General features: G+C 54.1%; 18 protein-coding genes. 9 read left to right on the forward strand and 9 right to left on the reverse strand.

Going from position 1 to position 22,765, the window contains the following annotated elements; translation table 11 throughout:
• Positions 1 to 139: 139 nt before the first annotated feature.
• Positions 140 to 1,411 (reverse strand): glycosyltransferase, encoded by a 1,272-nt coding sequence (locus tag BG60_RS30855; RefSeq protein WP_033536357.1) that lies wholly within the window; start codon positions 1,409 to 1,411, stop codon positions 140 to 142.
• Positions 1,412 to 1,569: 158 nt separating this feature from the next.
• Positions 1,570 to 2,565, reverse strand: a complete 996-nt coding sequence (locus tag BG60_RS36515) for a YiiX/YebB-like N1pC/P60 family cysteine hydrolase (protein ID WP_051627154.1) — start codon at positions 2,563 to 2,565, stop codon at positions 1,570 to 1,572.
• Between the two features lie 666 nt (positions 2,566 to 3,231).
• Here BG60_RS36515 and BG60_RS30865 point away from each other — a divergent pair.
• Positions 3,232 to 4,371 (forward strand): porin, encoded by a 1,140-nt coding sequence (locus BG60_RS30865; RefSeq protein WP_033536358.1) that lies wholly within the window; start codon positions 3,232 to 3,234, stop codon positions 4,369 to 4,371.
• Positions 4,372 to 4,422: 51 nt separating this feature from the next.
• Here BG60_RS30865 and BG60_RS30870 read toward each other — a convergent pair whose 3' ends face one another.
• Entirely contained in the window at positions 4,423 to 5,331 is a 909-nt protein-coding gene (locus tag BG60_RS30870; RefSeq protein ID WP_174447759.1) for a LysR family transcriptional regulator, read from the reverse strand.
• A gap of 332 nt (positions 5,332 to 5,663) precedes the next feature.
• Here BG60_RS30870 and BG60_RS30875 point away from each other — a divergent pair, with 332 nt between their 5' ends.
• From BG60_RS30875 to BG60_RS30890, 4 genes are all read left to right on the forward strand, one after another.
• Positions 5,664 to 6,851, forward strand: a complete 1,188-nt coding sequence (locus BG60_RS30875; RefSeq protein ID WP_033536360.1) for a M20 aminoacylase family protein — start codon at positions 5,664 to 5,666, stop codon at positions 6,849 to 6,851.
• A 43-nt stretch (positions 6,852 to 6,894) separates the two neighbouring features.
• Positions 6,895 to 8,199, forward strand: coding sequence for an MFS transporter (locus BG60_RS30880; RefSeq protein WP_033536361.1), 1,305 nt, complete (start codon positions 6,895 to 6,897; stop codon positions 8,197 to 8,199).
• A 124-nt stretch (positions 8,200 to 8,323) separates the two neighbouring features.
• On the forward strand, positions 8,324 to 9,577 hold the full coding sequence (locus tag BG60_RS30885) for an alpha/beta hydrolase (RefSeq protein ID WP_033536368.1): 1,254 nt from the start codon (positions 8,324 to 8,326) through the stop codon (positions 9,575 to 9,577).
• 240 nt (positions 9,578 to 9,817) lie between these two features.
• Positions 9,818 to 10,897 carry an alpha/beta fold hydrolase gene (locus BG60_RS30890; protein WP_241484913.1) on the forward strand — a complete coding sequence of 360 codons (1,080 nt, stop codon included), beginning with the start codon at positions 9,818 to 9,820 and terminating at the stop codon, positions 10,895 to 10,897.
• 43 nt (positions 10,898 to 10,940) lie between these two features.
• Here BG60_RS30890 and BG60_RS30895 read toward each other — a convergent pair whose 3' ends face one another.
• The 6 genes from BG60_RS30895 to BG60_RS37405 form a co-directional block, all read right to left on the reverse strand.
• Positions 10,941 to 11,909, reverse strand: a complete 969-nt coding sequence (locus BG60_RS30895) for a LysR family transcriptional regulator (protein ID WP_033536363.1) — start codon at positions 11,907 to 11,909, stop codon at positions 10,941 to 10,943.
• Positions 11,910 to 11,960: 51 nt separating this feature from the next.
• Positions 11,961 to 13,484 carry a mechanosensitive ion channel family protein gene (locus tag BG60_RS30900; RefSeq protein ID WP_235590050.1) on the reverse strand — a complete coding sequence of 508 codons (1,524 nt, stop codon included), beginning with the start codon at positions 13,482 to 13,484 and terminating at the stop codon, positions 11,961 to 11,963.
• A complete protein-coding gene (locus BG60_RS30905; protein ID WP_075583590.1) occupies positions 13,453 to 15,636 on the reverse strand; it encodes an FUSC family protein in 2,184 nt (727 codons plus the stop codon). Before BG60_RS30905 ends, BG60_RS30900 begins: the two co-directional genes overlap by 32 nt.
• Before the next feature lie 167 nt (positions 15,637 to 15,803).
• On the reverse strand, positions 15,804 to 16,562 hold the full coding sequence (locus tag BG60_RS37395; RefSeq protein WP_075583591.1) for an alpha/beta hydrolase family protein: 759 nt from the start codon (positions 16,560 to 16,562) through the stop codon (positions 15,804 to 15,806).
• 86 nt (positions 16,563 to 16,648) lie between these two features.
• Positions 16,649 to 17,008, reverse strand: a complete 360-nt coding sequence (locus BG60_RS40230) for a DUF3331 domain-containing protein (RefSeq protein WP_080443022.1) — start codon at positions 17,006 to 17,008, stop codon at positions 16,649 to 16,651.
• Between the two features lie 754 nt (positions 17,009 to 17,762).
• Positions 17,763 to 18,362 carry a methyltransferase family protein gene (locus BG60_RS37405; protein WP_075583593.1) on the reverse strand — a complete coding sequence of 200 codons (600 nt, stop codon included), beginning with the start codon at positions 18,360 to 18,362 and terminating at the stop codon, positions 17,763 to 17,765.
• 1,052 nt (positions 18,363 to 19,414) lie between these two features.
• Here BG60_RS37405 and sdhC point away from each other — a divergent pair.
• The 4 genes from sdhC to BG60_RS30925 are packed head-to-tail and all read left to right on the forward strand — an operon-like array spanning position 19,415 to position 22,697.
• Positions 19,415 to 19,825 carry a succinate dehydrogenase, cytochrome b556 subunit gene (sdhC, locus tag BG60_RS30910; protein ID WP_033536299.1) on the forward strand — a complete coding sequence of 137 codons (411 nt, stop codon included), beginning with the start codon at positions 19,415 to 19,417 and terminating at the stop codon, positions 19,823 to 19,825.
• Positions 19,826 to 19,829: 4 nt separating this feature from the next.
• Entirely contained in the window at positions 19,830 to 20,198 is a 369-nt protein-coding gene (gene sdhD, locus BG60_RS30915) for a succinate dehydrogenase, hydrophobic membrane anchor protein (RefSeq protein ID WP_033536300.1), read from the forward strand.
• 5 nt (positions 20,199 to 20,203) lie between these two features.
• Entirely contained in the window at positions 20,204 to 21,979 is a 1,776-nt protein-coding gene (sdhA, locus tag BG60_RS30920; protein WP_033536301.1) for a succinate dehydrogenase flavoprotein subunit, read from the forward strand.
• 16 nt (positions 21,980 to 21,995) lie between these two features.
• Positions 21,996 to 22,697: a succinate dehydrogenase iron-sulfur subunit gene (locus BG60_RS30925; RefSeq protein ID WP_033536302.1), complete on the forward strand. Its 702-nt coding sequence runs from the start codon at positions 21,996 to 21,998 to the stop codon at positions 22,695 to 22,697.
• Positions 22,698 to 22,765 lie beyond the last annotated feature (68 nt).

A 22,765-nucleotide genomic window follows, 5' to 3' on the forward strand; every position in this document is an offset into this window, starting at 1 on the left:
CCCATACCGGTAGTTGGTGATCTTCGTTCTTTAAGGCTCGACTCAACAAAGTACCAAGATCCCAAAAAAGCAATTGTTGTCTCAGACCGGAAGACCTTTCAAAATAAATGCGTATCGAAAGGTCTTATCAACTTTCTTATCAAATCATTGATTCGAGAATCTGAACGACATCACCATTCGATGCGTGTCGCCGGTACTCTAAAGCGAGTTCACGGGCCTTAGCTCTATATCTCGCATCCGAAAGGATCTTCCGTACGGCATCTCGCAATGCCATCACTGTGGGAGTGTTGGTCTGCAAATCAATCCCTACTCCGGCCCAAGCGACCCGTGCGTTCACCTCTGCCTTATCTTCGGAGTTGCCTGCGCCAACTATTGGCACCCCGTAGCTAAGTGCTTGGTTTACGCTCCCATAACCACCATTTGTCACGAACACATCGACACGAGGCAGAAGCCATTCGAACGGCAGGTATGACGCGATTCGAGCGTTCGAAGGAATCGAGCCAGGTACGTCGTCAACAGATCGTCCGCCAGCGGTGACAACAACAAGCAAGGAGGGGTCGTCTGCCAATGCGTCAAGAGTTGGCCGAATTAGTTGTGTGAAGTCAAAGTTTGACAGCGTCCCCTGACTCACCAAGACGACCTTCTTTGAGCCATCCAAATCGCCAGCCCAGTCCGGCAACGGGGCTTGCTTGGGAACAATGGGGATTGCGCCAATGAAGCGGACAGAGTCAGGCATGTCACTTCGAGGATACTCAAACTGAGGCACTGTCGTTTGCAGGTGCAGGTCCGGCAGATGCACGACCGAGTCGAATATGCTGTCGTTCAGAGGCGAACTACATGTTTTCGCCAATATGTTGTTAAGATACGTCCGATATGGATCATCGAACGTCGCCTTGACTTCGGCTGCCAGCTCGTTATAGTGCCCCGGCGCTGCCAGCGGAAGCGCCATGTTACAAGGCGCTTCGTCTGCTCGGTGCCACAACAGAAACGTTATGCCGAAGTATGCGATTGGCGGGCGCTTCTTGCGTGCACCTAAGAGCAAAGGAAGCAGGCCGAAGAAGAGATTGTCCGACACAATCAGGTCGACAGGGAACTCATCGAGAACTTTACAGACGCTTGCGTATTGCGCCAACATAGGATCCGCGAACACCCGCTCAAAGTAAAATTTGTTGGTCTCAACGCCAGGCGGGATAGACGATATCTCAGGGAAGTATTGCACAAAGTTGCTGAGGTCCCTGTTCGCATTTCCTTCAAAGGCTCGAAAGGTCGCGCCGATAGCCTCCACTCGTTGTTGGAAGCTTCGGGCTGACAGGCCTATTACTTCATGCCCGCGGTTCACGAGGCCTCGGCCAATAGACAGAATGGGGTTCAGATGGCCCATGAGAGGAACAGACGAGATCAAGACGCGCATGATATTCCTGCGTTGTGGATAGTCTTGATCTAGTTCGGCTCAGCCTGTCCCGCGGTTACAGAGACAATGAATAAATTGATTGCAGAAACATGATTTCGGTGGACAACAAGAAGGACGAGAACTGACAGAGAGCGCGCGTCAGCGCTAACGTCAACGTATCAACGGTCGTAGACTTTCAGCAGCATTTTCGCCGATTCCACCCGCTGTTGATGATAAAAGCAAAGCTTCAGATACAGATCCGTCTGAAGCTTGAATGTCTCAAGCGGCACCGTCTTCATGAGCTTCCCAAGCTTTCTGAGGTTGTCGTTCCAGTGTTCGAAATCGCCTTCAGCATCATGTCGAAGAGTGTCTCTGCAATACTGGAGAACCTCTTCCTTGTTTTCGACAGCATGATAAAGCTGGGCGAGAGCGACTGAATCATATCTCCACGGAAATCGCGCAACCTCCACTTGCCAGAACGTTGTGTATCCAGACTCGACCAAGGCGGACGCGAACTGAGCGTCATACTGCGGATTTTTCAATAGGAAAGGCTCAATGTCGGTTAAAGTACGAATTGACTTACTAAGTTCCCGTACGCGCTTCAGCAGAGCGCTCGTAACTGCACGCATCCCTTCTGTCGTGTCAAGCTCCTGCGCCAACGCCGCAACGTCTTCGGCACTGAGCGAGACGGTCACATCCTCTAGCTTGATCAGCTGAGTTGATTTCTGAATCTCCGCAGGTGTCAAGAAATCCGGGTTACTACCAATCCTCAGCCCGACTCTCGCATATGCCCGACCGATCAGCCGAGAACAGAACTGCCTAGTTCCCCCTCGCACATACGCCGCGACAGGCGATACGGTCGCTTCTGCTAACGAATAGGGCGCGCCCGTTTCAGACCGTACGTAGCCAACCACCATATCAAGAGTCGCTTCCGGCAGCTCGACAACGGGACGATAGGCGTATATCGCACAGCTCTCATGGTAGCGCATCTTGTCGATGTTTCTCGCTTGCACACCTTCGGACGTGGAGTCCATCACGGACGAGTTGGCGACATACAGCATCGCGTGCGATATATCGCTGTTGGTAAAGAAGCGAATGGCCGCACTAATCTTTCCGGTCGACGTCGAAAGAATGATGTCGCCCTTCTTAAGTTTTCTAACGTCGATCTTCTTCATGTTGTACCTGGTAAGAGAAACGTCATCCAAGCATTATCATACCGGGCGGTTCAGTGTCGCCGCCTGACGCAGTCCTAGCATAGAAACCAGTTGAAGATCGAGAAGCTGACGCAACCGGCAAGATAGTCGCGCCTTGATATGGGTCGACTCTTCCGCGGCACCGAACGTCCTTGCCAACCGACTTCTGAAAACGTTCGTGAAACTGGTTCAATGGCGGCGACGGCTCTGGACGCTCAAAGGCGCTCCTGATAATTGGCGATGGTCATTGGGCACCATACCGACGGTAACGGCGGCCGCTATGTTCGCGCAACAGGATGACACCTACACGGGCATGCGGCAGCCACGATCTTGAGCAGGACATTTTCTCCGATTTCTCAGCGCAACCGTGCTGGTAGCCGTTCTTCGTTGAGTATGCTGGATCTCGATAACTCCTTGCTTTCCCGCTCTCGGCTTAGAGATTGGCAACGCAACGGAACATGGAGACTCCCCTGTCATCGATTCATGCGCGATAAAATATTCTTATCGCGGTAAAAAAAATAGCATCTTTTTCGAGTCACCGTCCGCGACTAAACTCCGCTCATTCTTAATTTGCGGGTAGGCAAAATCCTCGCCTACAACCGCAGGCACCAGCAGGCAAAACGCTGCTCGGTGAATACAAGCGGAGACATGATGACGGCAAAAATCGCCCTGCTAACCGGTGCACTGTGTTCCGGCTTAGCTATGAACGCATACTCGCAATCAAACGTAACGCTCTACGGACTTATCAATTCTGGCCTCACTTATCAGAACAACGCAAAGGGGTCGCCATTATTCAAGGCTCAGAGCGGCGCGTGGGGCGGTAGTCGTTGGGGCATCCAAGGGTCCGAGGATCTCGGCGGCGGCATCTCAAGTATTTTCCTGCTAGAGAACGGTTTTGACGCCTATTCCGGGACGCTTGGGCAGAATGGGAGAATGTTCGGCCGCTCTGCGTGGGTCGGAATCGCCTCACCATGGGGCAAGGTTACCGCTGGCCGGCAATACGAGGAAACGACCGCGTTTTTGGGAAAAATCAGTGCCTCGGGCTTGTGGGCCGGGTACATCGGAAGTCACATTGGTGACGTAGACAATGTCGGCGCGACAAATCGGGTCGACAACACGCTTCGCTACGAGACACCCGACTTAGCGGGGTTGCGTGTAAGTGCGCTCTACCGTGTCGGTGGCACGCCGGGAAACATTGGGACAAACGAAATCTTTGGCCTCGGCGCATCATATGTGCGCGGAGGCTTGCAAATGGCCGCAGCCTATGAAAACGTGCACAATCCCGCGACGTCGCTCTACGACGGCACTGTGGTTACTCCCACGTTTGTCAGTCCCGCGAGCAACCCCATCTTCAGCGGATATGAGTCGGCATCGGACATGCGGGTGATTGGCGCAGGCGCAACGTATCAATTCGGCCAATTGACCGTTGGCGCCGTCTACACCAACACACAGTTCAGAGACGTCATTCGGACTGCCTCAACTCCACTTGCTGGAAGTCACACGTTTCAAGACGTCCAGGCCAACCTCACTTACCGAGTCAACACGAGCACGTTGCTGGGTGCAGCGTTCGACTATTTGAGTACAAGCACGGCGCATTACAGTCAAGCGATGTTCGGCCCCCACTACGCGCTTTCAAAGCGAACTGAGCTGTACGCCATCGGTATCTATCAACACGCTTCTGGAACGAATTCGGTCAATAAACCGGCGGTCGCGAGTATCAACACACTCACCGCCTCCTCAACTCCGAATCAGGTTGCGGTGAATGCCGGCATCATTCAGCGCTTCTAACGCGCGACATACGAACCGCTGGAAGCGCAATTCCCGAACTTGTTTTTGAGCCTATTGCAACGAATCCGCCTGCTCGCGCGCCGCCTGACGCAAACACTCGCTGAATCGCAGAACCGCCGGTGTCGGCGCAAGGTCTCGTCGAGAGATGATTGCGAAATCAAGTTCAGGAAGTTCATCTTGGATCGGTGCCATCGTGATTCCGAGCGGAATCATCGAACGGACCAAGGGTCGGGTATAGCAGCCAATCACGTCGGTTTTTGCAAGCAAACCGGCCCTCACGGCAAATGAAGAAGGTGCGTCAAGCATGCGTCTCGGAAAAGGAAGTCCCTGCGCTTCAAACATCGCCTTCATCACGCTTTGGGACAAACCCTCTGACGTCAGGGTTGCAATCCACTCTGCATCCAGCAATTCAGTGAGCCGAGTGGATTTAGCAAGAGGGTGCCCGGCCCGCATCGCGATCGCGAACCGGCAAGTAAATAACGAATCGTGTTCGAAGTCGCTGTCCAGCTCTGGCGCGCGGTGCGTTACCGCAATGTCCAGTTCCCCGTTGCGCAAGCGGGCAAGAGTCTCGACGACTGAAAGCTCATGGATGCGCAGCTTCACCAAGGGCATCATCTCGCGAAACTTGAGCACCGCGTCTGGAAGGATCGTTAGCGCAATCGTCGAAAGCGTGCCCACGGAGACATTGCCGACGGGTCGATTTTTAACTTGCTCTATCGTTTCCCTAACGCGCCGCATGTCAGCAAGAAGTTGTTCCGCACGTGGTAACAGAGCATCACCCGCCTCAGTAAGTTCGATGCCCCGGTTTGTTCGCGTGACCAGTTCGACGTCAAGAGAGCTTTCGAGCTCGCGAATTGTGTGCGTCACTGCCGGTTGCGTAAGCCCTAGCTGTCGTGCCGCTGCACGAAGACTACCCAACCTCGCGGCATACACAAATGCAAGCAATTGCTGCTGTTTCACTGCGTGCTCCATGCCTAACTGCAGGCGAACCCATGAGGTTAAGGACGGAAAAACAGGATCGATACGTATTCGCGAACGCTCAGCGTCGACCGGAAATTATAGATGACCACTGCGCAATAAGCCGTCGCAAGACGTCGCCATGATTGCGGTCATCGCAGCGATCACGTCAGCAATCCGCTCCGCAGGCCTTGATGTGTGGCGTTCCGAATCACAAATTGGATCTGCTCGTGTTGCCGCGAACACTCAAATGTTGAAGGCCCAAACGCTTCTTGATACACCACCTATCTAAGGGGGACTGCCGTCAAGGCTCTCCTCGAAAAAGGACTGATCGTATGTCGCACCTTGGATTTACCTCTATAGACGAGCTCGCGCCTCACTCTGGCGAGCTGTCTCACATCCGCCAACATCTTCATCAGCACCCTGAACTCGGGTTCCAAGAATTGCAGACGTCAGATCTGGTTGCTAGCAAGCTCAAGCAGTGGGGGTGGGACGTGACCAGAGGTGTTGGAAAAACAGGGGTCGTTGGGACGCTCAAGATAGGGAACAGTCATCGGAAGATTGGAATTCGGGCTGATATGGACGCTCTGCCCATCTTGGAAAAAACTGGTCTACCGTACGCCAGCGTCGAACCGGGAAAAATGCACGCCTGCGGCCATGACGGACACACAACCATGTTGCTCGGCGCCGCTCGCCATCTGGCGGCTACTCGCCGATTCAACGGCACGGCGCATTTGTACTTCCAGCCCGCGGAGGAACTGGGAAAAGCAGGAGGCGCGCGAAGCATGATTGCTGACGGCCTATTCGAGCGCTTCCCGTGCGACGCAGTCTTCGGGATGCACAACCATCCCGGTGTGGAAATCGGTACGTTCTTGTTTCGCAGGGGCCCGTTCATGGCCGCCAGCGATAAGGTTTACGTCCATATCGATGGCGTCGGTGGCCATGCAGCGCGCCCGCACTTGTGCGTCGACCCCGTCGTGGTTGCGGCCAGCATCACCATGGCGCTGCAAACAATTGTGTCTCGAAACGTCGACCCGTCCCAACCTGCGGTCGTAACGGTCGGCGCTTTGCAAGTTGGCGAGACCCACAACGTCATACCTTCTTTTGCCAAGATGCAGTTAAGCGTGCGCTCGTTCAATGACGAGATTCGCTCAGTCATGGAGAGACGGATCCGAGAACTCATTCAATCGCAAGCCGAAAGCTTTGGCGCGAAGGCATCGGTCGACTATGTGCATGGGCCAGACGTAGTCGTGAACACCATTGAAGAAACGGATTTCGCCATTGCAGTCGCGAGGGAGCTCGTTGGCGACGAACACGTTAATACTCATGCGGACCTCGTGATGGCGAGCGAGGATTTCTCGTTCATGCTGCAACAGCGCCCCGGAACCTACCTTAGATTAGGCAACGGTACCGGAAAACGGGGTTGCTCCGTACACAATCCGCTCTACGACTTCAACGACGAAAATTTACCGATCGGTGCTGCCTTCTGGGCTCGGCTCGTCGAGCGATACCTCGCCCACTGACGACGAACGACCCTACCTAACAGATGTCAAGGATCGACAATTGATGCCTACCACGAACAACACGGATGCTGCAGCTACGGTTACTGTGCGCAGCGGTTCGAGAAAGATGATGATTGCCGGAACCGTCATCGGCAACTGTCTCGAGTTCTACGACTTCACGGTCTACACCTACTTTGCCGTCATTATTGGGAAATTGTATTTCCCCTCTCAAGACCCGACGGTGTCTTTGATGTCCTCAGTTGCAACCTTCGCGGCGGGGTTCATTACTCGTCCGCTAGGCAGCCTGCTCCTCGGTCTCTATGCCGACCGGCGAGGTCGAAAGGCCGCTCTCAGCCTCACAATCTTGCTAATGGCATTCGGCACCGGTCTCATCGCCATCACGCCGACCTACGACCAAATCGGTGTCGCAGCGCCGATTCTCATCGTGCTTGCACGTCTCTTACAGGGATTCTCGCAGGGCGGCGAATTTGGAACGGCTACATCCACCTTGCTTGAGGCCGGTGACCAGAAAGCCCGTGGCCTTCGCGTGAGTTGGCAGCTTGCGACGCAAGGCACTGGCACGATCTTGGGTGCAGGCCTGGCAGCGCTACTTTCGGCGACACTCTCGAGAGAGGCCTTGGACGCTTGGGGCTGGCGCCTGCCGTTTATATTTGGCGTTCTCATAGCGCCCGTGGGCATCTACCTGCGACGAAATCTCCACGAAGACTGGGTAGCCTCCGCCACCGAAGGCTCAGCCACAGGCATCCTGAGGGAGCTTTTCACCACCCACCTTCGCACACAGATATTGATCACTCTGACGGGTATGGGCGGAACCGTCACGGTGTACCTTCTCAATTTCATGCCGATCTATGCAATCAAGACATTCGGTCTGCCAATGGCGACGTCCATGTTGGTCGGGGTGTCAACGGGCATGGTTACGATGTTTGCGGGTCCTTTGGCGGGCGCAACGTCCGATCGTTTGAGGAGCCGCAAGACGCTAATCTTCATCGGGCGCGGTGCACTTCTCGTGGGGCTGCTTCCCGCATTTCTGTTTATCAATCGCACACCCTCCGTGAGCGTGATTCTCCCAATCACTGCTTGCCTGACTTTCTTCTACGCATTCGGTTCGGCAACCTCGTTCACCTTGATGTGTGAATCGTTGCCCCGAGCCGTGCGGGCAACCGGAATTTCGATTGCCTACGCCGTCAGCGTTTGCGTCTTCGGTGGCACCGCGCAGTTCGTTAGCGTATGGCTCGTCCGAATCAGTGGCGATCCTGTCGCACCGGCCTGGTATGCAACAGCATGCGTGGCAGTGTCACTGCTCGCGGTCTCGTTGCTCAAGGAAACTGGGAACAAATCGCTGCGCTGAACGCAGGGCCTGAGCAGAGCAACGGGCTTCCTGCAGGATCATTCGAGATTGCGCACTGTTACTAACACCGTTGTCGCGAGATCAGGCGTTCACGCCACCGCTATAGAGAGAAAAGGAAATGAATATGGTCAACATTCCAAAGCACTTGGCCGCCGTATTGTTGACGCTTGCCTCAGCGGGTCTGTCCATCGCGTCGGCCGACTCATTGTCGGCACCCGGCGACGGGGGCGTGCCAGCTTTTTACAACTGGAAGAAAGCAATACCGTCCAAGCCAGGTCAGCTTCTGCGCACAGAGCCGTTGACGGGACAACAGGAATTGGCGTCCGCTCAGGAGAACATTCGGATCCTATACGTTTCAACAGATGGCATCGATAATCATACCCCCGTTGTCGTGTCCGGCGCCCTGTTTTTGCCAAAGGGAACGCCGCCACGCGGAGGCTGGCCGCTAATGGCCTGGGCCCATGGCACTGTTGGAAGCGCGGACATTTGCGCGCCGTCGTTCACAGGTCGCAGCGACCGCGATATCCATTACCTGAACTACTGGCTGGCGCGGGGCTACGCAATTGTCGCCACCGACTATCAAGGGCTTGGCACGCCGGGAATTCACCCCTACGGACTGACCCGCCCGCTTGCATACGACGTACTTGATAGCATCCGCGCAGTGCAAAACGGGAGCTTCCCACTTTCGAAGCGTGTTGTCGTTTTTGGCCAATCTCAGGGCGGTCGTGCCGCGTTCGCAACAGCCGTCTACGCGAAATCTTACGCGCCCGATCTCGATATCGTCGGCGTGGTCGCAACGGGAACCCCGTACTCGACCGGCCAGGATTTAGCAGCAGCAGAGCATGTGGAGGCACATCGGTCGGTTGTTCCGACATTTGCTTACAACGTACTTCGCCTCACCACAGCTGAGCGCCTGGACTCATCGTTCACTCCGGCCGACTATCTGAGCAGTCGGGCGATAGAGACGTTTCATTTGAGCCAGCGTGCCTGTCTCCACGAAATCGAACGCGACATCGTGGAGAAGAAACTTACGTATAACGATAGTTTTGTGCGCTCCCCGTCAGCGGTGTTTAACAACATCGAACGGATGGCAGCCTACCCGACCTTAAACTCGGACATTCCCATTTTCATTGGTACAGGCGGCAAGGACCGCGACGTGTTCGTTCCAAGCCAGGTCGCGCTGGTGGCCAATGCCTGCAAAGCTGGAGATCGGATCGAATGGCATTTGTACCCTGCTCTCAACCATTCCGAGACCGTCAATGGCTCGCTTGTCGATTCGACGCGCTTTGTCGCCAGCGCGTTCGCAGGCAATCGCCTTGACGGTAACTGCGCATCGTCCATGGCAGATATCGCGAGAAATTTCCCGCCTCAGCAATGAGCGTTACCAAAGTGTATCTACGGTTGGCGCATCGAAATTCCTCGTTTCGTTCGCCTCCATAGTACACACGACCCCTTGTCAATCAAGCATTTGCGACACATATCACGCGGAACGATGACAAAACCAGAATTTCGATGCTGCCTCCATTAATATCATCGGTCTGTTGAGCGCGTGTTTCTTTACCCTGTCCGAGTCAGAGTAATCTCACCCGTACGAGCGAGGCGCAGCGAATAGACGTGATTGTCCGATTGGCGTGCTGCGCTTTTCAGAAAATTGTTTATGCAAAAACGCAAAAACGAAAGCAGCCTAACTTCGCAAGCATCAAAGCGCGGGAACGAATCTTTGAATATGCGCCGAGACGTGCTGCGCGCTATCGCGGCGCTTCCTCTTGCTGGGGGCGCGATAGCGGCTCCGGCGGAACGGGAAAGTTTCCGTCCGAGCCAACCCGACGCAAAAGACTTCGTCTCGTATCGAACAGTAGACGTCAAGGGCGTGAAAATATTTTACCGCGAAGCAGGGCCGGAAAACGGACCGGTATTGCTGCTCTTACATGGCTACTCGTCATCATCGCGGATGTTCGAATCAATCATGTCAAAGCTCTCTGCGTGGTTCCGAGTCATAGCGCCTGACTACCCCGGATTTGGTTGGTCCGATGCGCCAGATCCATCAGCGTATGCATATACGTTCGAGAATTTGTCACAGACAATACTGGATTTTTCAGACCTCTTAAAGCTAGAGCGCTATTCTCTGTACATGCAGGACTATGGTGGCCCTGTCGGCTTCGGAATGGCAACCGCTCGTCCCGAGCGCATCCATTCCCTCGTCGTACAGAATGCAGTCATTCACGAGGAAGGTTTGACAGGGCTGTGGGACGCAAGAAAGGCATACTGGACGAATCGCGATGCTCATGAAGCCGCGATCCGTGAAGGTATGTTCTCTGTGCCTGCCGGCATTGCGCGTCACGTCGGAGATCGGCCGCATCTCGAGCGTTACAATCCCGATCTTTGGATGGACGAAATACTCTCGCTGCGAAGGCCCGGGATTGATCGAATCCAATTGAATCTGAGCTTCGACTACCAAAACAATCTTAAGCGCTATCCGGAATGGCAGTCGTACCTGCGAACCAAGCGTCCACCACTACTCGTTCTGTGGGGGCAGCATGACCCCCTATTTTCAGTGAAAGGCGCCTGGGCGATGCAGCGGGAGCAGCCTAAGGCGATCATCAACGTATTGGAAGCGGGACATTTCGCTACCTACGACGTTCCTTCAGAAATCTCAAAGCGCGTTCTCAGTTTCCATCACGACCTTGAAGTAGCCTAGACCACTTGCGCTATTAGCTTTACGCTTTAGCGCAAGATTCCTCTCAAACCGATGTTGCGCGATCAATAAGCTGCGACGCGCGTTCACTTTCGTTAAGCAACTCGACGTCCGCTTTGAGCGTCTCAGGTAGCACCCCTCTTAGGAAATCCAACCAAGTACGAACTTTCGCATCTAGATATTGACGGGAGGGGTAAAGAGCGTAGACATTCATTTCGAGCGTCGTGTACTCCGTCAGAACGCGGACCAGCGCCCCGGTACGCAATCCCGCCAATGCTGAATACGTTGGAAGCACGCCCACTCCCATACCTTGTCGAATCGCGTTCTCGATTGCTCCCGCGTTATTGACCGTTAAACTTGAAGGACCGATAGCCACGCTTTCCTGTCCTCGCGGCCCTTCGAATACCCACGAGTCAGAAGTGAATTTGGGGTTCATCAAGTACAAACACTTGTGATGCAGCAGGTCCGCAAGTACTTTTGGAGCTCCGAATCGTTCGATGTAGGCCGGTGATGCGCAGGCAATGCTGAAAATCGAACCGAGTTTTGCCGACACCAGCGCGGAGTCAGGCAGGTTGGACGCAAGGATGACCGACATGTCATAACCTTCCTCAAGCAAGTCGGGTATCCGTTGCGCGAGCGTCAATTCGAACTGAACGCCGGGTTGCTGCTCTTGATACTGCGAGATCATCGGGACGATATGATGCTGCCCGAAACTTGTCATCGAGTGCACTCTTAGCTTCCCCATCGCCCGAGCGGTCGAATTTCCCGCCTCCGCTTCGGCTTGCTCGATACTAGAAAGAATCTCTTGGACGCGTTGCAAATATCGTTGGCCGGCGTCAGTTAGCGCGATGCGCCGAGTCGTTCTGTGAAGCAACCTTGTCTGCAAATGCGCTTCAAGATCCGAAACGGCCCGCGATGCGTTCCCCGTCGTCGTCTTTAGCAGCTGCGCGGCTGCAGTAAATCCTCCGGCCTCGACGACGCGGGCGAAAATTCGCATGTTCTGAAGCGTGTCCATCGTATCTCTTAAGTAGATCTTGCGATTTCAACATTATGCCGTCATCCCGACTCAACCACCATCATGTAGTGAGTGCAAATGCCGCACTTTTTCGACGAGCCAGTGGAAAAGTGAGTGCCCCTCTTCCCGCGCAGCCGACGTTGGCATCGCGAGCTTCCCAAGCTTGTCTTGACGGAAGGCCAATAGCAAACACATTTGCGTCGCGACGTCGGGAAACTCTTTTAAGAACGACGTCATATCCTCTTTACTGAGCTGAAAAAGAACACAAGGGGTGAGCGTTGTGATAGTCACGTTCATCGGCAGCCCGGCGAGCAGCCCAGACTCACCAAACGCCTCACCTGGCCCTACTCTATTTATTTCGCGTTCCCCAGTTCCACTATCAAACTTCACAGACAGCACACCAGAGTAGATAATGGACAGACTCTCTGGAATCGTCCCCGGTGCGAATATTCGATGGCCCGATTGATATTCGTGTCGCGAAAGCCGCTGAGCTAACCGTGATATTTCATCGCCAGAAAGGCTGCTGAACAACGGAACTTGCTTCAACAACGACTCGCGTTCATCCCGTGTAGTTGCACTAGGTGCCGGTACGCCGAGTGCGCGCAAGCGCACCCCGGATGAAGCCAAATGGCGGTAGCACAAGTCGAATAGTTCGTTTGATACGCGCATTTTCCTCCCCAAATCATCGACATACCCTACGAGCTCGTAGTGTATTGAATTTAGGGTTGCACTTTTCACTCTCGAATATGGTGTGGGTGCCGACAGAATTTCGCTGCAGCCCGTCAGCGCAAGATTCATTGCGTCCAGCACCGCTTTGGGCCTAGCTTCAGGATCGATCTCAAGGACGATGGAAATGCCGTGAACTAGAGACGGTCGACTGTTATTCACAATCTTAGATTTTGATGCAACTGCGTTCGGTACGATGACAGAATTGCCTTGACCTGTCAGTAAATGGGTCGCACGCCAATTCATTTCGATAACTTTGCCCTCGACGTCGTCGAATGCAATCCAGTCACCGACTGAATATGGCTCAGTCACGTTCAGAACAATGCCAGCAAACACATCGCTCAGCGTGCTCTGAATAGCGAGGCCAAGCACAATCGCGAGCGCGCCCGATGTAGCTACAAGTCCACGAACCGGGAGTTCCAATACAAATCCGAGAGCTGCAACCGTCGCCGCAAGAAATACTACTGCACCAAAGATGTCGGAGAACAGTCGTTGCTTTCTCCAAGCACCAGGCAGCAGCAGGGAGTCGACGAACAAAGTGAGCAATCGCGCACCGAGGAACCACCACGCGACTTCAAGAAATTGCCACAACCAGTGGAGGTCCGGCGTTTCCAGGAACGGCGCTTGTGTGAATGGATTCAATCCGGATGAAAGAATCCCCCAACTCAGCGTCATGAACAGAACCACTCTGACAACAAGCCGAGCCAAGTCACGTTGAGGCACACGCATACGCCATATCAGCACTTCTATGGCAATGACAGAGAAACCAACAACCAGTCCTGTATTCACAATCCGCTCCAACACGTCACAACCGCCATCAACTTGCAACACCGTCAGCGTCCCACGCAAGGAATCGCCTTAGCCATTCTTTGCGATCAACCACGCTTGTGCTTGGTAGCTGACCAAGCTTGAAGTCGATAAAATGCAGGTACGCCGACAGTCTTCTCAGTTCGCGAACTTGTATGCAGTCCGCTCGCGCGTCAAATTCCGCACGAAGGGCGAGGATGGCGTCACGTGACCCGCGCCGAACAACAATTACTTGATCGGCCGATGGTGTCTCGAACATCGAGAAAATACAGTCCAGTAGACGCTGTACCGAGACACGCGTATCGTCTCGCAGATCCGATAACTTCTGCAACTCGACACGCAACTCGACGATCGAGTGCCCAAAGTCCAATATTGTGAACATCCAAGCTGCAGCCGATGCTTGAGCTTTCAACTCTCCTGCGGAAGCTACGTTTAGTTGATGGCCGAGATCTCTCGTGTGGCTTTCGAGATATAGGCGGGCAAGTGACAGCTTTGTAGAACACGCAAGCGATGCTTGCCTAAGAAGATCGCGCAGAAGCATGTTCCGCAACCACGGCCTAGCAGAAGGAAAAATAATCGTGCTCGCAAGAAGCACTATCACCATTGATATCACAAGCCCTAGAGCGTCGTTCAAAGTGCGTTCGACGTCGTAGACCATTGGATTGTCGGGGCCAGCGAGCAAACAGAAAGAAATGCAGTACCCCAATCCAAAGCCCATTCCCCCGGGACGTGTGCTGATATACACACCAAGAGCCAAAGGAGGGATTAGAACCGCGCAAAGCAGAGCGTAACCGTCTATAAGCGGATACACAAAAAATAGAACAGCAGGCGCCAATACGCATGCTGTAACGGTCCCCCATAACATCTGTCTAGAGGCCACGGCAGGATTGGGCATCGTTCCAGTGAGCGCACTATTTACTGCCGTGTTAACTACTGCTCCAGCGCCTGAAGGCCAGGCCGTCACGTACCAAATCATCGCACTCAGACATAGTGCAGCGGCAGCCCGAAGCCCCGACGCACTCGCGGCCAATAGGTTGGTTTTGGTCGCGAACCGTGCAGTTGCAGCGGGCCCATCGTACGCGTCTTCCGCTAGTGAAGCGTAGGCCTCGGTGTATCGGTGCATCTCGTCGACGAGCCTCTCTAGCAACTCAGCCGAAGTATCGAAGTCAGGGAGCATCGTCAGTGACGACTCTTCAATAGCTGACCGAGTGTTGGCCAACCGGCTGGGCAATGCCGCATTGAACGCAAGCAACTGCTCTGCAGCATCTTTGGCTTCTGCGGCGTTGCGTACGGGCTGACCTTCTGCTGTCACCAGTAGCGACGGAATCTCTTGAAGGCAGTTCTCAATGAGATCCACCACGGCACCCTCTTCGGTCGCTCGCAATCTGAGCAGCCACTGATGTAGAGCGCGCACTCGAGTTGTGACATTCATGAATTCCGTGTTCAGTTGCGACAGCCGGCGCGCACGCCACTTTGTCTCAAAATCCTCGAACACCGCGACACTACTCAGCGCTTCGAGCCCAACAACATCCGCTGAAAACAACGCGTGAAGTTCTGTTGGCGCACCGTGCACTGCCTGAGCGCCTACCGCGTCACCGACAAGCTTCGAGAAACGTATAAAGCGGGTGCGTACAACTTCTCTCAGCGTGTCAGCGACATGCTGAGGGAAAATCAAGGCGCTAACTGTTGCAGCACAGAAGATTCCCATCGATAGTTCGGAAAGGCGCGTCATCGCCGAAATGAACACCCCGTCAGGGTTTGCTAGCGCTGGTATGCCAATGAGCGCAGTCGTATAACCCGACAACACGAAGCCATAGGCGCGAAAACTTCGATTCAGTGACGCTCCGATGGTGCAGAGACAGATCCACAGTGTGATGGACAGGAGAAATAGCTCGAAAAATTGGCCAAAAAGTGCCGTCAATCCGACAGTAACCGTCGCCCCTACGATCGTCCCAATGAAGCGATAGAAGCTCTTGGCAATTACCATTCCGGTTTGGGGCTGCATCACAATGAAAACCGTGACCATGGCTGTCCGAGGTGACGAGAGCTCTAAGCGCATCGAAAGGCCCATTGCAATCAATGCCGCACCGACGGTCTTAAGTATGTGGACCCACACCCGTGCCTCTGTTTCCAAAGTCGCGCTAAAAAACTCACGCGCAAGGGCGATGGACCGCACAATAGAGGAAAGAGACATCTTTTTCTCTACAGTATCGTGGTCGGACGAGCTTTGGCGTCAGCACTAGCAGTAAACGCCCACTCAACACCGATGAGCCTAAGCTTCGTGTTCTTTCATCGACGCGGATGGTAGCTTCTAGTAAGGAATAAATCGTTTATCTAAATTTTTAGGGTTGGTAATTGAACTTACTCTATGTATCGCGCGCTCCATGATGAAATGATGCTTGCCGCATAAACGGCATCACGTCGTTTGCTCAGAAGATGATCCGATCCATCTAATGACACAAAGCTCTTCGGATGTTTCGCTGCAGAAAAGATAGTTGCAGCGTTCCGAATCTCTACTGTCGTGTCCTGCGGTGAATGCATGACAAGTAGGGGCCGCTTCAGTCCCGCGACTTTCTTCGACAGATTGTGCTCAGCAGCGTCTTGCAGAAACTGCTTTCCAATGCGAAACGAACGACCTGCAATTTGGACGTCGGCTTCGCCTTCAGCCTCAATGCGCGGCACGTCCGACTTAAACAGCCCGATCACATGCGACGGATCGCTGGGCGCAGCTATCGTCACAACAGCTCTGACAACTCCGATATAGCCAGCAGAAGCGAGAACTGCAGCGCCTCCAAGACTGTGACCAATGAGGATTGATGGCGCGCGCCCCACGTCCTCAAGGCGGCCTGCCGCTGACACGAGGTCGTTGCAATTTGACGAGAAATTCGTATTGGCAAACTCTCCCTCACTCGCCCCGACTCCCGTGAAGTCAAAGCGTAAAACTGCGATACTATGATCAGTTAAGGCTTGCGCTATTCGACTCGCAGCGAATACGTCCTTTCCGCACGTGAAGCAATGTGCAAAGAGTGCATATGCGCGAGGCTCATCGGTGGGCGAGTCTAGGCGTCCAGCCAATTTTTGCCCGTCTGCTCCGAGAAAATCAAATCGCTCGCTTGGCATCCCAAGTTCTACCGTGTAATGTTAATTAAAAAGTCGAGTATGAGCGCCACTGATTTGAAATGCCGGTTGCTACATAAATCACGGCCCTAGTGCATAAACTCATGAACGTGTTTTGCTAAAAGCATGGCTCTAGCGTTAGCCGGCGGCGTCTTTCCACATTTTGGCGCATAGGTTAATTCTCCAGCCATTATCAACTGCCCCGTTAGCACGCATCTTCCGGATGCGCGTGCAATCTTGAGACGCCACGTCTGATAGCCGAAGTTTCCGCTGCAAGCGTCACGCCAAGACACAGTCAAAGTTTTTTGCGAAGGAGCATCAAGAATCGTCACTACGGGGCGGCAATCTTGAAACTTTGACGGGCTTAATAGGCCTCTGCGACCACACGCCTCAAGATAGCGGTTCTTGTCCAGTGTCTTTCCACTGATTGCAATAAGGTATGTTGCCATGCTCCGCTTGTTTGCAGTTTCATGTTCTCAATTCCTAACGTTAGACGAAACATCGGAATTTACTTTTATGCTGTCTAACAGCGATGAAAGAGCCTTTTGCGGTGTTGATACAGTATCAATGGGACAATTAACGTTGCTAAAAGTATTTTAACCTTTCCACAAGAATAAGAGACTAAGTACGACCGCTCACTATGCCGAAGTTTTCTCCCCGAAGACTTAACACCAATCGAACACCAATCGCTACTGCCAGACCAAGTTAAGGGTTCTTGTTTCTTTCGGCAAGCCAAAGGCTGTGCCAGTCGGAAGTTGGACTTATCGTCGAACAGATGAAAGCGAAAGTATAATTCACTCATTCTATTGCATTTTTTGGTGTGAATCTATCGTGTACTCCCACGGAGTGATACAGGAGTTTTGATCTTATAGGCTTTATGTAAGAGGCAGTAAGGGTTTTGATGCCAAATGTAGTTTCTGCATAATTGAATTGAATCAAATTCAAGTTGTTTTCTACATGGCATTTCCGTCAGATTCGAATATTCCAATAGCCGTTTTTCTGACGAATCGTGTTGCAGCTGATGACGGCAAGCGCTGTTTATCGAAACCTGCGTGGTGTACGCCGTCGCATCACGATTTGAAGCGAATCAACGACTTCTGACATACAGAGATCGTCGCAAATACTTGGCGCTATCGGGAAACGCCTGTACGACGCCGCGACGTCGTCCCACAGGTACTGGCTCCCACCGAAACATTTCAACGTCTAAAGCCAACGACGCACGCGAGAGCTATAATCGGCAAATGCTTTTGAAAAACGCCTCTTCAAGTAGTCTTCTTCGAACCGGACTTGAATTTGGGCAAGTAAGTCACAGCAAACCGCAATAAGAGCAACTGGCCAAGTCTGAATTACAAGTACCTGAGCGACCAGAGAAAACCGTATGCCGAGATAAACCGGATTTCTCGAGAACCTAAATAAGCCGTGAGAAATTAATTCTCTTTGAGGAGTATCGTCAATACCCATTCGCCACGAATCTCCCATTGCTGACTGCGCGCTCAACACCCAACAAAGCGAAATGACAAGGGCAACGGCGCCCACTTTTCTCAGGACCGATATAACTCCGCTGTTAAATTCAAAACTTCCGTATGCGTCATTTGCAAGCACGTGCAGAACTAAATACGCCGCATCGACAAGTGGCAACCACAGATAAAAGCATCTTGCGACATAGCCCTCGGGTGATTGGCTTCGCGCGAAGGACAGAATGCGTCCACCTCGTTTTGCAGCGAAAAATAGTCGCATTGCTACGGCGAATATCACAAAAAAAATAGCGTGTAGTAGCGGGACAAATCGCCAGAGTTGACTCATGCTCAAGCAGAACCTTTAGGTTGATTATCACAAACGCCTAGGGAACAGTTGATCCTCTTAACTCTTTGCGCCATCAAAGACTTTTCTGTTTTACTGAACGCGTCGCGTGACTGATGTAGTGCAATACGATGGCCGGTGGACCCTACGCTGCCTGTGCAAATTCAAGGCGTTGAGCGCGATGTGTCCATCAGCGCTCTGAGTCACTGCGTCGCGACGGATACGAATCTAACGGGAGGTTGGACAAGGTGCACACAAATTGTATTGAGATCGTCTCGTAACTGTCTAGGGACACGCCGCGATTTCTTGGTTCACCGACATAATTTCCGGACACCACGCATGCATGCCCTATTCAGCGATTTCTGACGGAAAACACATGACGCCGTTGGCCGAGATGTCTCACGATAGATTTGGCTCGGCCGGCCCGATGAGCATTGGTTTCTCGTATCACGAACCTAACGTTCTGTTTTTCCGAACGCACATGTCTATCTTTGCTCTCCGAACTCGCTTATATTCAATGTGACAGAATCGCGAATTTTTGCATTGCGACTTCAGAATTATGTGGTGCCTGACGCAAGGGTTGGACAAAATAACAGATAGCGCATGGATGCTATGTGCGGGCTACCGGCAACGCTCCTAGAGAAAAATACAATGAGACAAAGGTATGCAGACTGTTTCGCCCGTCATGCCCCCAATGTTCGACGAGAACTATGCGCATCAGCCACTGATAAACAATGCGAATATCGCGTGCTGCGGATGCCTATCAATCGATCGCTGGTCAGTGCCTTCCTCTCTTCCTGATCGTCTGATTGAATAAGTCATTGCTGTACTCGAATCAGACCAGCCCTTTGATTTTTCACTCTTCGTAGTATACACGGCCAAGGCCGTGCAGCAGATCATTTGCAATATGAACCATGTGCACTGACGAAGCGGATACGATCGTCGATGCCACCCAGACTTTTCTTGATAAGAATTACTAATTTGTCAGGTAAGACTTCTTGCTCCACTCGTATGATCGATGTGGCTATGAACGACGCTAACGAAAGGAGAATCGAATGCAGAGCCCAGTGACGGAGAGGAAGCGGGCATTTCGAAATATTCAGATCGGTCAGTTAATGCACTATCGCTTGCCGCTAGCAGGGAAGGTCTCCATCCTGCATCGCGTCAGCGGTTTGCTGCTGTTCGTCTCGCTGCCGTTCATTCTGTATCTGCTCGAACAGAGTCTCACGTCGGAAATTAGTTTCGACGCATTCAAAGGCTTCCTGGCCAACCCCATCGTCAAGATCATCACGCTCGTGCTGTCGTGGGCGTATCTGCATCACTTCTGCGCGGGCATCCGTTTCCTCTTGCTCGATACGCACGTCGCAGTGAACAAGGAAGGCGGCAAGCAGACCGCTCTCATCGTGCTGGTCGTGTCGCTGCTGCTGACGCTCGCGATGGCCCTCAAGCTTTTCGGAGTGTTCTAAAAATATGGCAACCCACGATAAAGTCGGCCCAAAGCGTCATGTCGTCGGCGCGCACTACGGTCTGAAAGACTGGCTCGGCCAGCGCGTCACCGCCGTCGTCATGGCCGTGTACACGCTCGTTCTCCTCTTCTGGTTCTTTGCCGCGCACAACTTCTCCTATGAAGGCTGGGCGGGCATTTTCGCAACCCAGTGGATGAAGCTCGCCACCTTCGTCGCCCTGCTCTCGCTCTCCTATCACGCGTGGGTCGGCATTCGCGATATCTGGATGGATTACGTGAAGCCGACGGGCATTCGCCTGCTGCTTCAGGTGTTGACCATCCTCTGGCTCGTCGGATGCGCCGGCTACGCTGCACAGATTCTCTGGAGAGTTTAAAGAACATGGCTGCAATCAAGACTTCCCTGCCGCGTCGCCGTTTCGACGTGGTCATCGTCGGCGCGGGCGGATCGGGCATGCGCGCATCGCTCCAGCTCGCGCGTGCGGGTTTGTCCGTCGCGGTGCTGTCGAAGGTGTTCCCGACCCGTTCGCACACGGTCGCGGCGCAAGGCGGCATCGGCGCATCGCTCGGCAATATGAGCGAAGACAACTGGCATTACCACTTCTACGACACCATCAAGGGTTCCGACTGGCTCGGCGACCAGGACGCCATCGAGTTCATGTGCCGCGAAGCACCGAACGCGGTGTATGAGCTGGAACACATGGGCATGCCGTTCGACCGTAATGCGGATGGCACCATTTATCAGCGCCCGTTCGGCGGCCACACGGCCAACTACGGCGAGAAGCCGGTTCAGCGCGCCTGCGCCGCCGCCGACCGTACCGGCCACGCGCTCCTGCACACGCTGTATCAGCAGAACGTCGCAGCGAAGACGCACTTCTTCGTCGAATGGATGGCGCTGGATTTGATCCGCGACGCCGAAGGCGATGTGCTCGGCGTCACCGCGCTCGAAATGGAAACCGGCGAGGTCTATATCCTCGAAGGCAAGACCACGCTGTTCGCCACGGGCGGCGCGGGCCGGATCTTCGCGGCATCGACGAATGCGTTCATCAACACGGGCGACGGTCTGGGCATGGCGGCACGCTCGGGCATCGCGCTGCAGGACATGGAGTTCTGGCAGTTCCACCCGACCGGCGTAGCCGGCGCGGGCGTGCTGATCACCGAAGGCGTGCGCGGCGAAGGCGGCATTCTGCGTAATTCGAACGGCGACCGCTTCATGGAGCGCTATGCGCCGACGCTGAAGGATCTGGCGCCGCGCGACTTCGTTTCGCGTTCAATGGACCAGGAAATCAAGGAAGGCCGCGGCGTGGGTCCGAACAAGGATCACGTGCTGCTGGACCTGTCGCACATCGGCGCCGAGACGATTATGAAGCGTCTGCCGTCGATCCGCGAAATCGCGCTGAAATTCGCCAACGTGGACTGCATCAAAGAGCCGATTCCGGTGGTGCCGACCATCCACTATCAGATGGGCGGAATCCCGACGAACATGCACGGCCAGGTGGTCGGCACGGCGAAGGGCTACAACGATCCCATCAACGGTTTCTATGCCGTGGGCGAATGCTCGTGCGTGTCGGTGCACGGTGCGAACCGTCTCGGCACGAACTCGCTGCTCGACCTCGTGGTGTTCGGCCGTGCGGCCGGCAACCACATCATCAAGCATGCGAAGGAACTGAAAGAGCACAAGCCGCTGCCGGCCGATGCCGCCGACTTCGCCATGGAACGTCTCGCAGTGCTGGAAAAGTCCACGTCGGGCGAGTACACGCAGAACATCGCGAACGACATCCGTGGAACCATGCAGAAGCATGCTGGCGTGTTCCGTACCTCGGCGCTGCTGGAAGAAGGCGTCGGGCAGATCGCGGAACTGGCAGAGCGCGCGAAGCACGTGCATCTGAAGGACAAGTCGAAGGTGTTCAACACCGCGAAGGTGGAAGCGCTCGAACTGGCGAACCTGATCGAAGTCGCGCGCGCGACGATGGTTTCGGCAGAGGCGCGCAAGGAAAGCCGCGGCGCGCATGCGCAGAGCGACTACGAGCATCGCGATGACGAGAACTGGATGCGCCACACGCTGTGGTTCAGCGAACGCAACCGCCTCGAATACAAGCCGGTGCAAATGAAGCCGCTGACGGTTGAATCGGTGCCGCCGAAGGCGCGTACCTTCTAAGGGCAAGGGAATCGAAATGGCAAAACGTACTTTTGAAGTCTACCGCTACGATCCGGACAAAGACGCGGCTCCGCGCATGCAGACGTATGAGCTCGAACTCGAGCACGAACGCATGCTGCTGGACGCGCTGGTCAAGCTGAAGTCGGTCGATGAAACCCTGTCGTTCCGCCGCTCGTGCCGCGAAGGCGTATGCGGTTCGGACGCAATGAACATCAACGGCAAGAACGGGCTCGCCTGCCTGACCAACCTGAACGACCTGCCGCAGAAAATTGTCCTGCGTCCCCTGCCGGGCTTACCGGTCGTGCGCGATGTGATCTGCGACTTCACGCAGTTCTTCAACCAGTATCATTCGATCAAGCCATACCTGATCAACAATACGCCGCCGCCGGAAAAAGAACGTCTGCAATCGCCGGTCGAGCGCGATGAGCTCGACGGCCTGTACGAGTGCATTCTGTGCGCGAGTTGCTCGACGTCGTGCCCGAGCTTCTGGTGGAATCCGGACAAATTCGTCGGGCCGGCCGGTCTGCTGCAAGCCTATCGCTTCATTGCGGACAGCCGCGATGAAGCGACCGGTGAGCGTCTGGACAATCTGGAAGATCCATATCGTCTGTTCCGTTGCCATACGATTATGAACTGCGTCGATGTGTGCCCGAAGGGCCTCAATCCAACCAAGGCGATCGGCAAGATCAAGGAATTGATGGTGCGGCGTGCCGTATGAACATCAAGCTTTGCGGTAAGCGACGCTAAGATGTCACGAAATACTGCGCGGATGTTCACGGGGGAACT

Origin of the sequence: Caballeronia zhejiangensis (assembly GCF_000698575.1) — a bacterium.
Classification (GTDB): domain Bacteria; phylum Pseudomonadota; class Gammaproteobacteria; order Burkholderiales; family Burkholderiaceae; genus Caballeronia; species Caballeronia zhejiangensis.

Coding starts and splice junctions, on each gene's coding strand:
- BG60_RS30855 (WP_033536357.1), bottom strand. CDS start 1,411: ATGCGCGTCTTGATCTCGTCTGTTCCTCTCATGGGCCATCTGAACCCC.
- BG60_RS36515 (WP_051627154.1), bottom strand. CDS start 2,565: ATGAAGAAGATCGACGTTAGAAAACTTAAGAAGGGCGACATCATTCTT.
- BG60_RS30865 (WP_033536358.1), top strand. CDS start 3,232: ATGATGACGGCAAAAATCGCCCTGCTAACCGGTGCACTGTGTTCCGGC.
- BG60_RS30875 (WP_033536360.1), top strand. CDS start 5,664: ATGTCGCACCTTGGATTTACCTCTATAGACGAGCTCGCGCCTCACTCT.
- BG60_RS30880 (WP_033536361.1), top strand. CDS start 6,895: ATGCCTACCACGAACAACACGGATGCTGCAGCTACGGTTACTGTGCGC.
- BG60_RS30885 (WP_033536368.1), top strand. CDS start 8,324: ATGGTCAACATTCCAAAGCACTTGGCCGCCGTATTGTTGACGCTTGCC.
- BG60_RS30895 (WP_033536363.1), bottom strand. CDS start 11,909: ATGGACACGCTTCAGAACATGCGAATTTTCGCCCGCGTCGTCGAGGCC.
- BG60_RS30905 (WP_075583590.1), bottom strand. CDS start 15,636: ATGTCTCTTTCCTCTATTGTGCGGTCCATCGCCCTTGCGCGTGAGTTT.
- BG60_RS37395 (WP_075583591.1), bottom strand. CDS start 16,562: ATGCCAAGCGAGCGATTTGATTTTCTCGGAGCAGACGGGCAAAAATTG.
- BG60_RS40230 (WP_080443022.1), bottom strand. CDS start 17,008: ATGGCAACATACCTTATTGCAATCAGTGGAAAGACACTGGACAAGAAC.
- BG60_RS37405 (WP_075583593.1), bottom strand. CDS start 18,362: ATGAGTCAACTCTGGCGATTTGTCCCGCTACTACACGCTATTTTTTTT.
- sdhC (WP_033536299.1), top strand. CDS start 19,415: ATGCAGAGCCCAGTGACGGAGAGGAAGCGGGCATTTCGAAATATTCAG.
- sdhD (WP_033536300.1), top strand. CDS start 19,830: ATGGCAACCCACGATAAAGTCGGCCCAAAGCGTCATGTCGTCGGCGCG.
- sdhA (WP_033536301.1), top strand. CDS start 20,204: ATGGCTGCAATCAAGACTTCCCTGCCGCGTCGCCGTTTCGACGTGGTC.
- BG60_RS30925 (WP_033536302.1), top strand. CDS start 21,996: ATGGCAAAACGTACTTTTGAAGTCTACCGCTACGATCCGGACAAAGAC.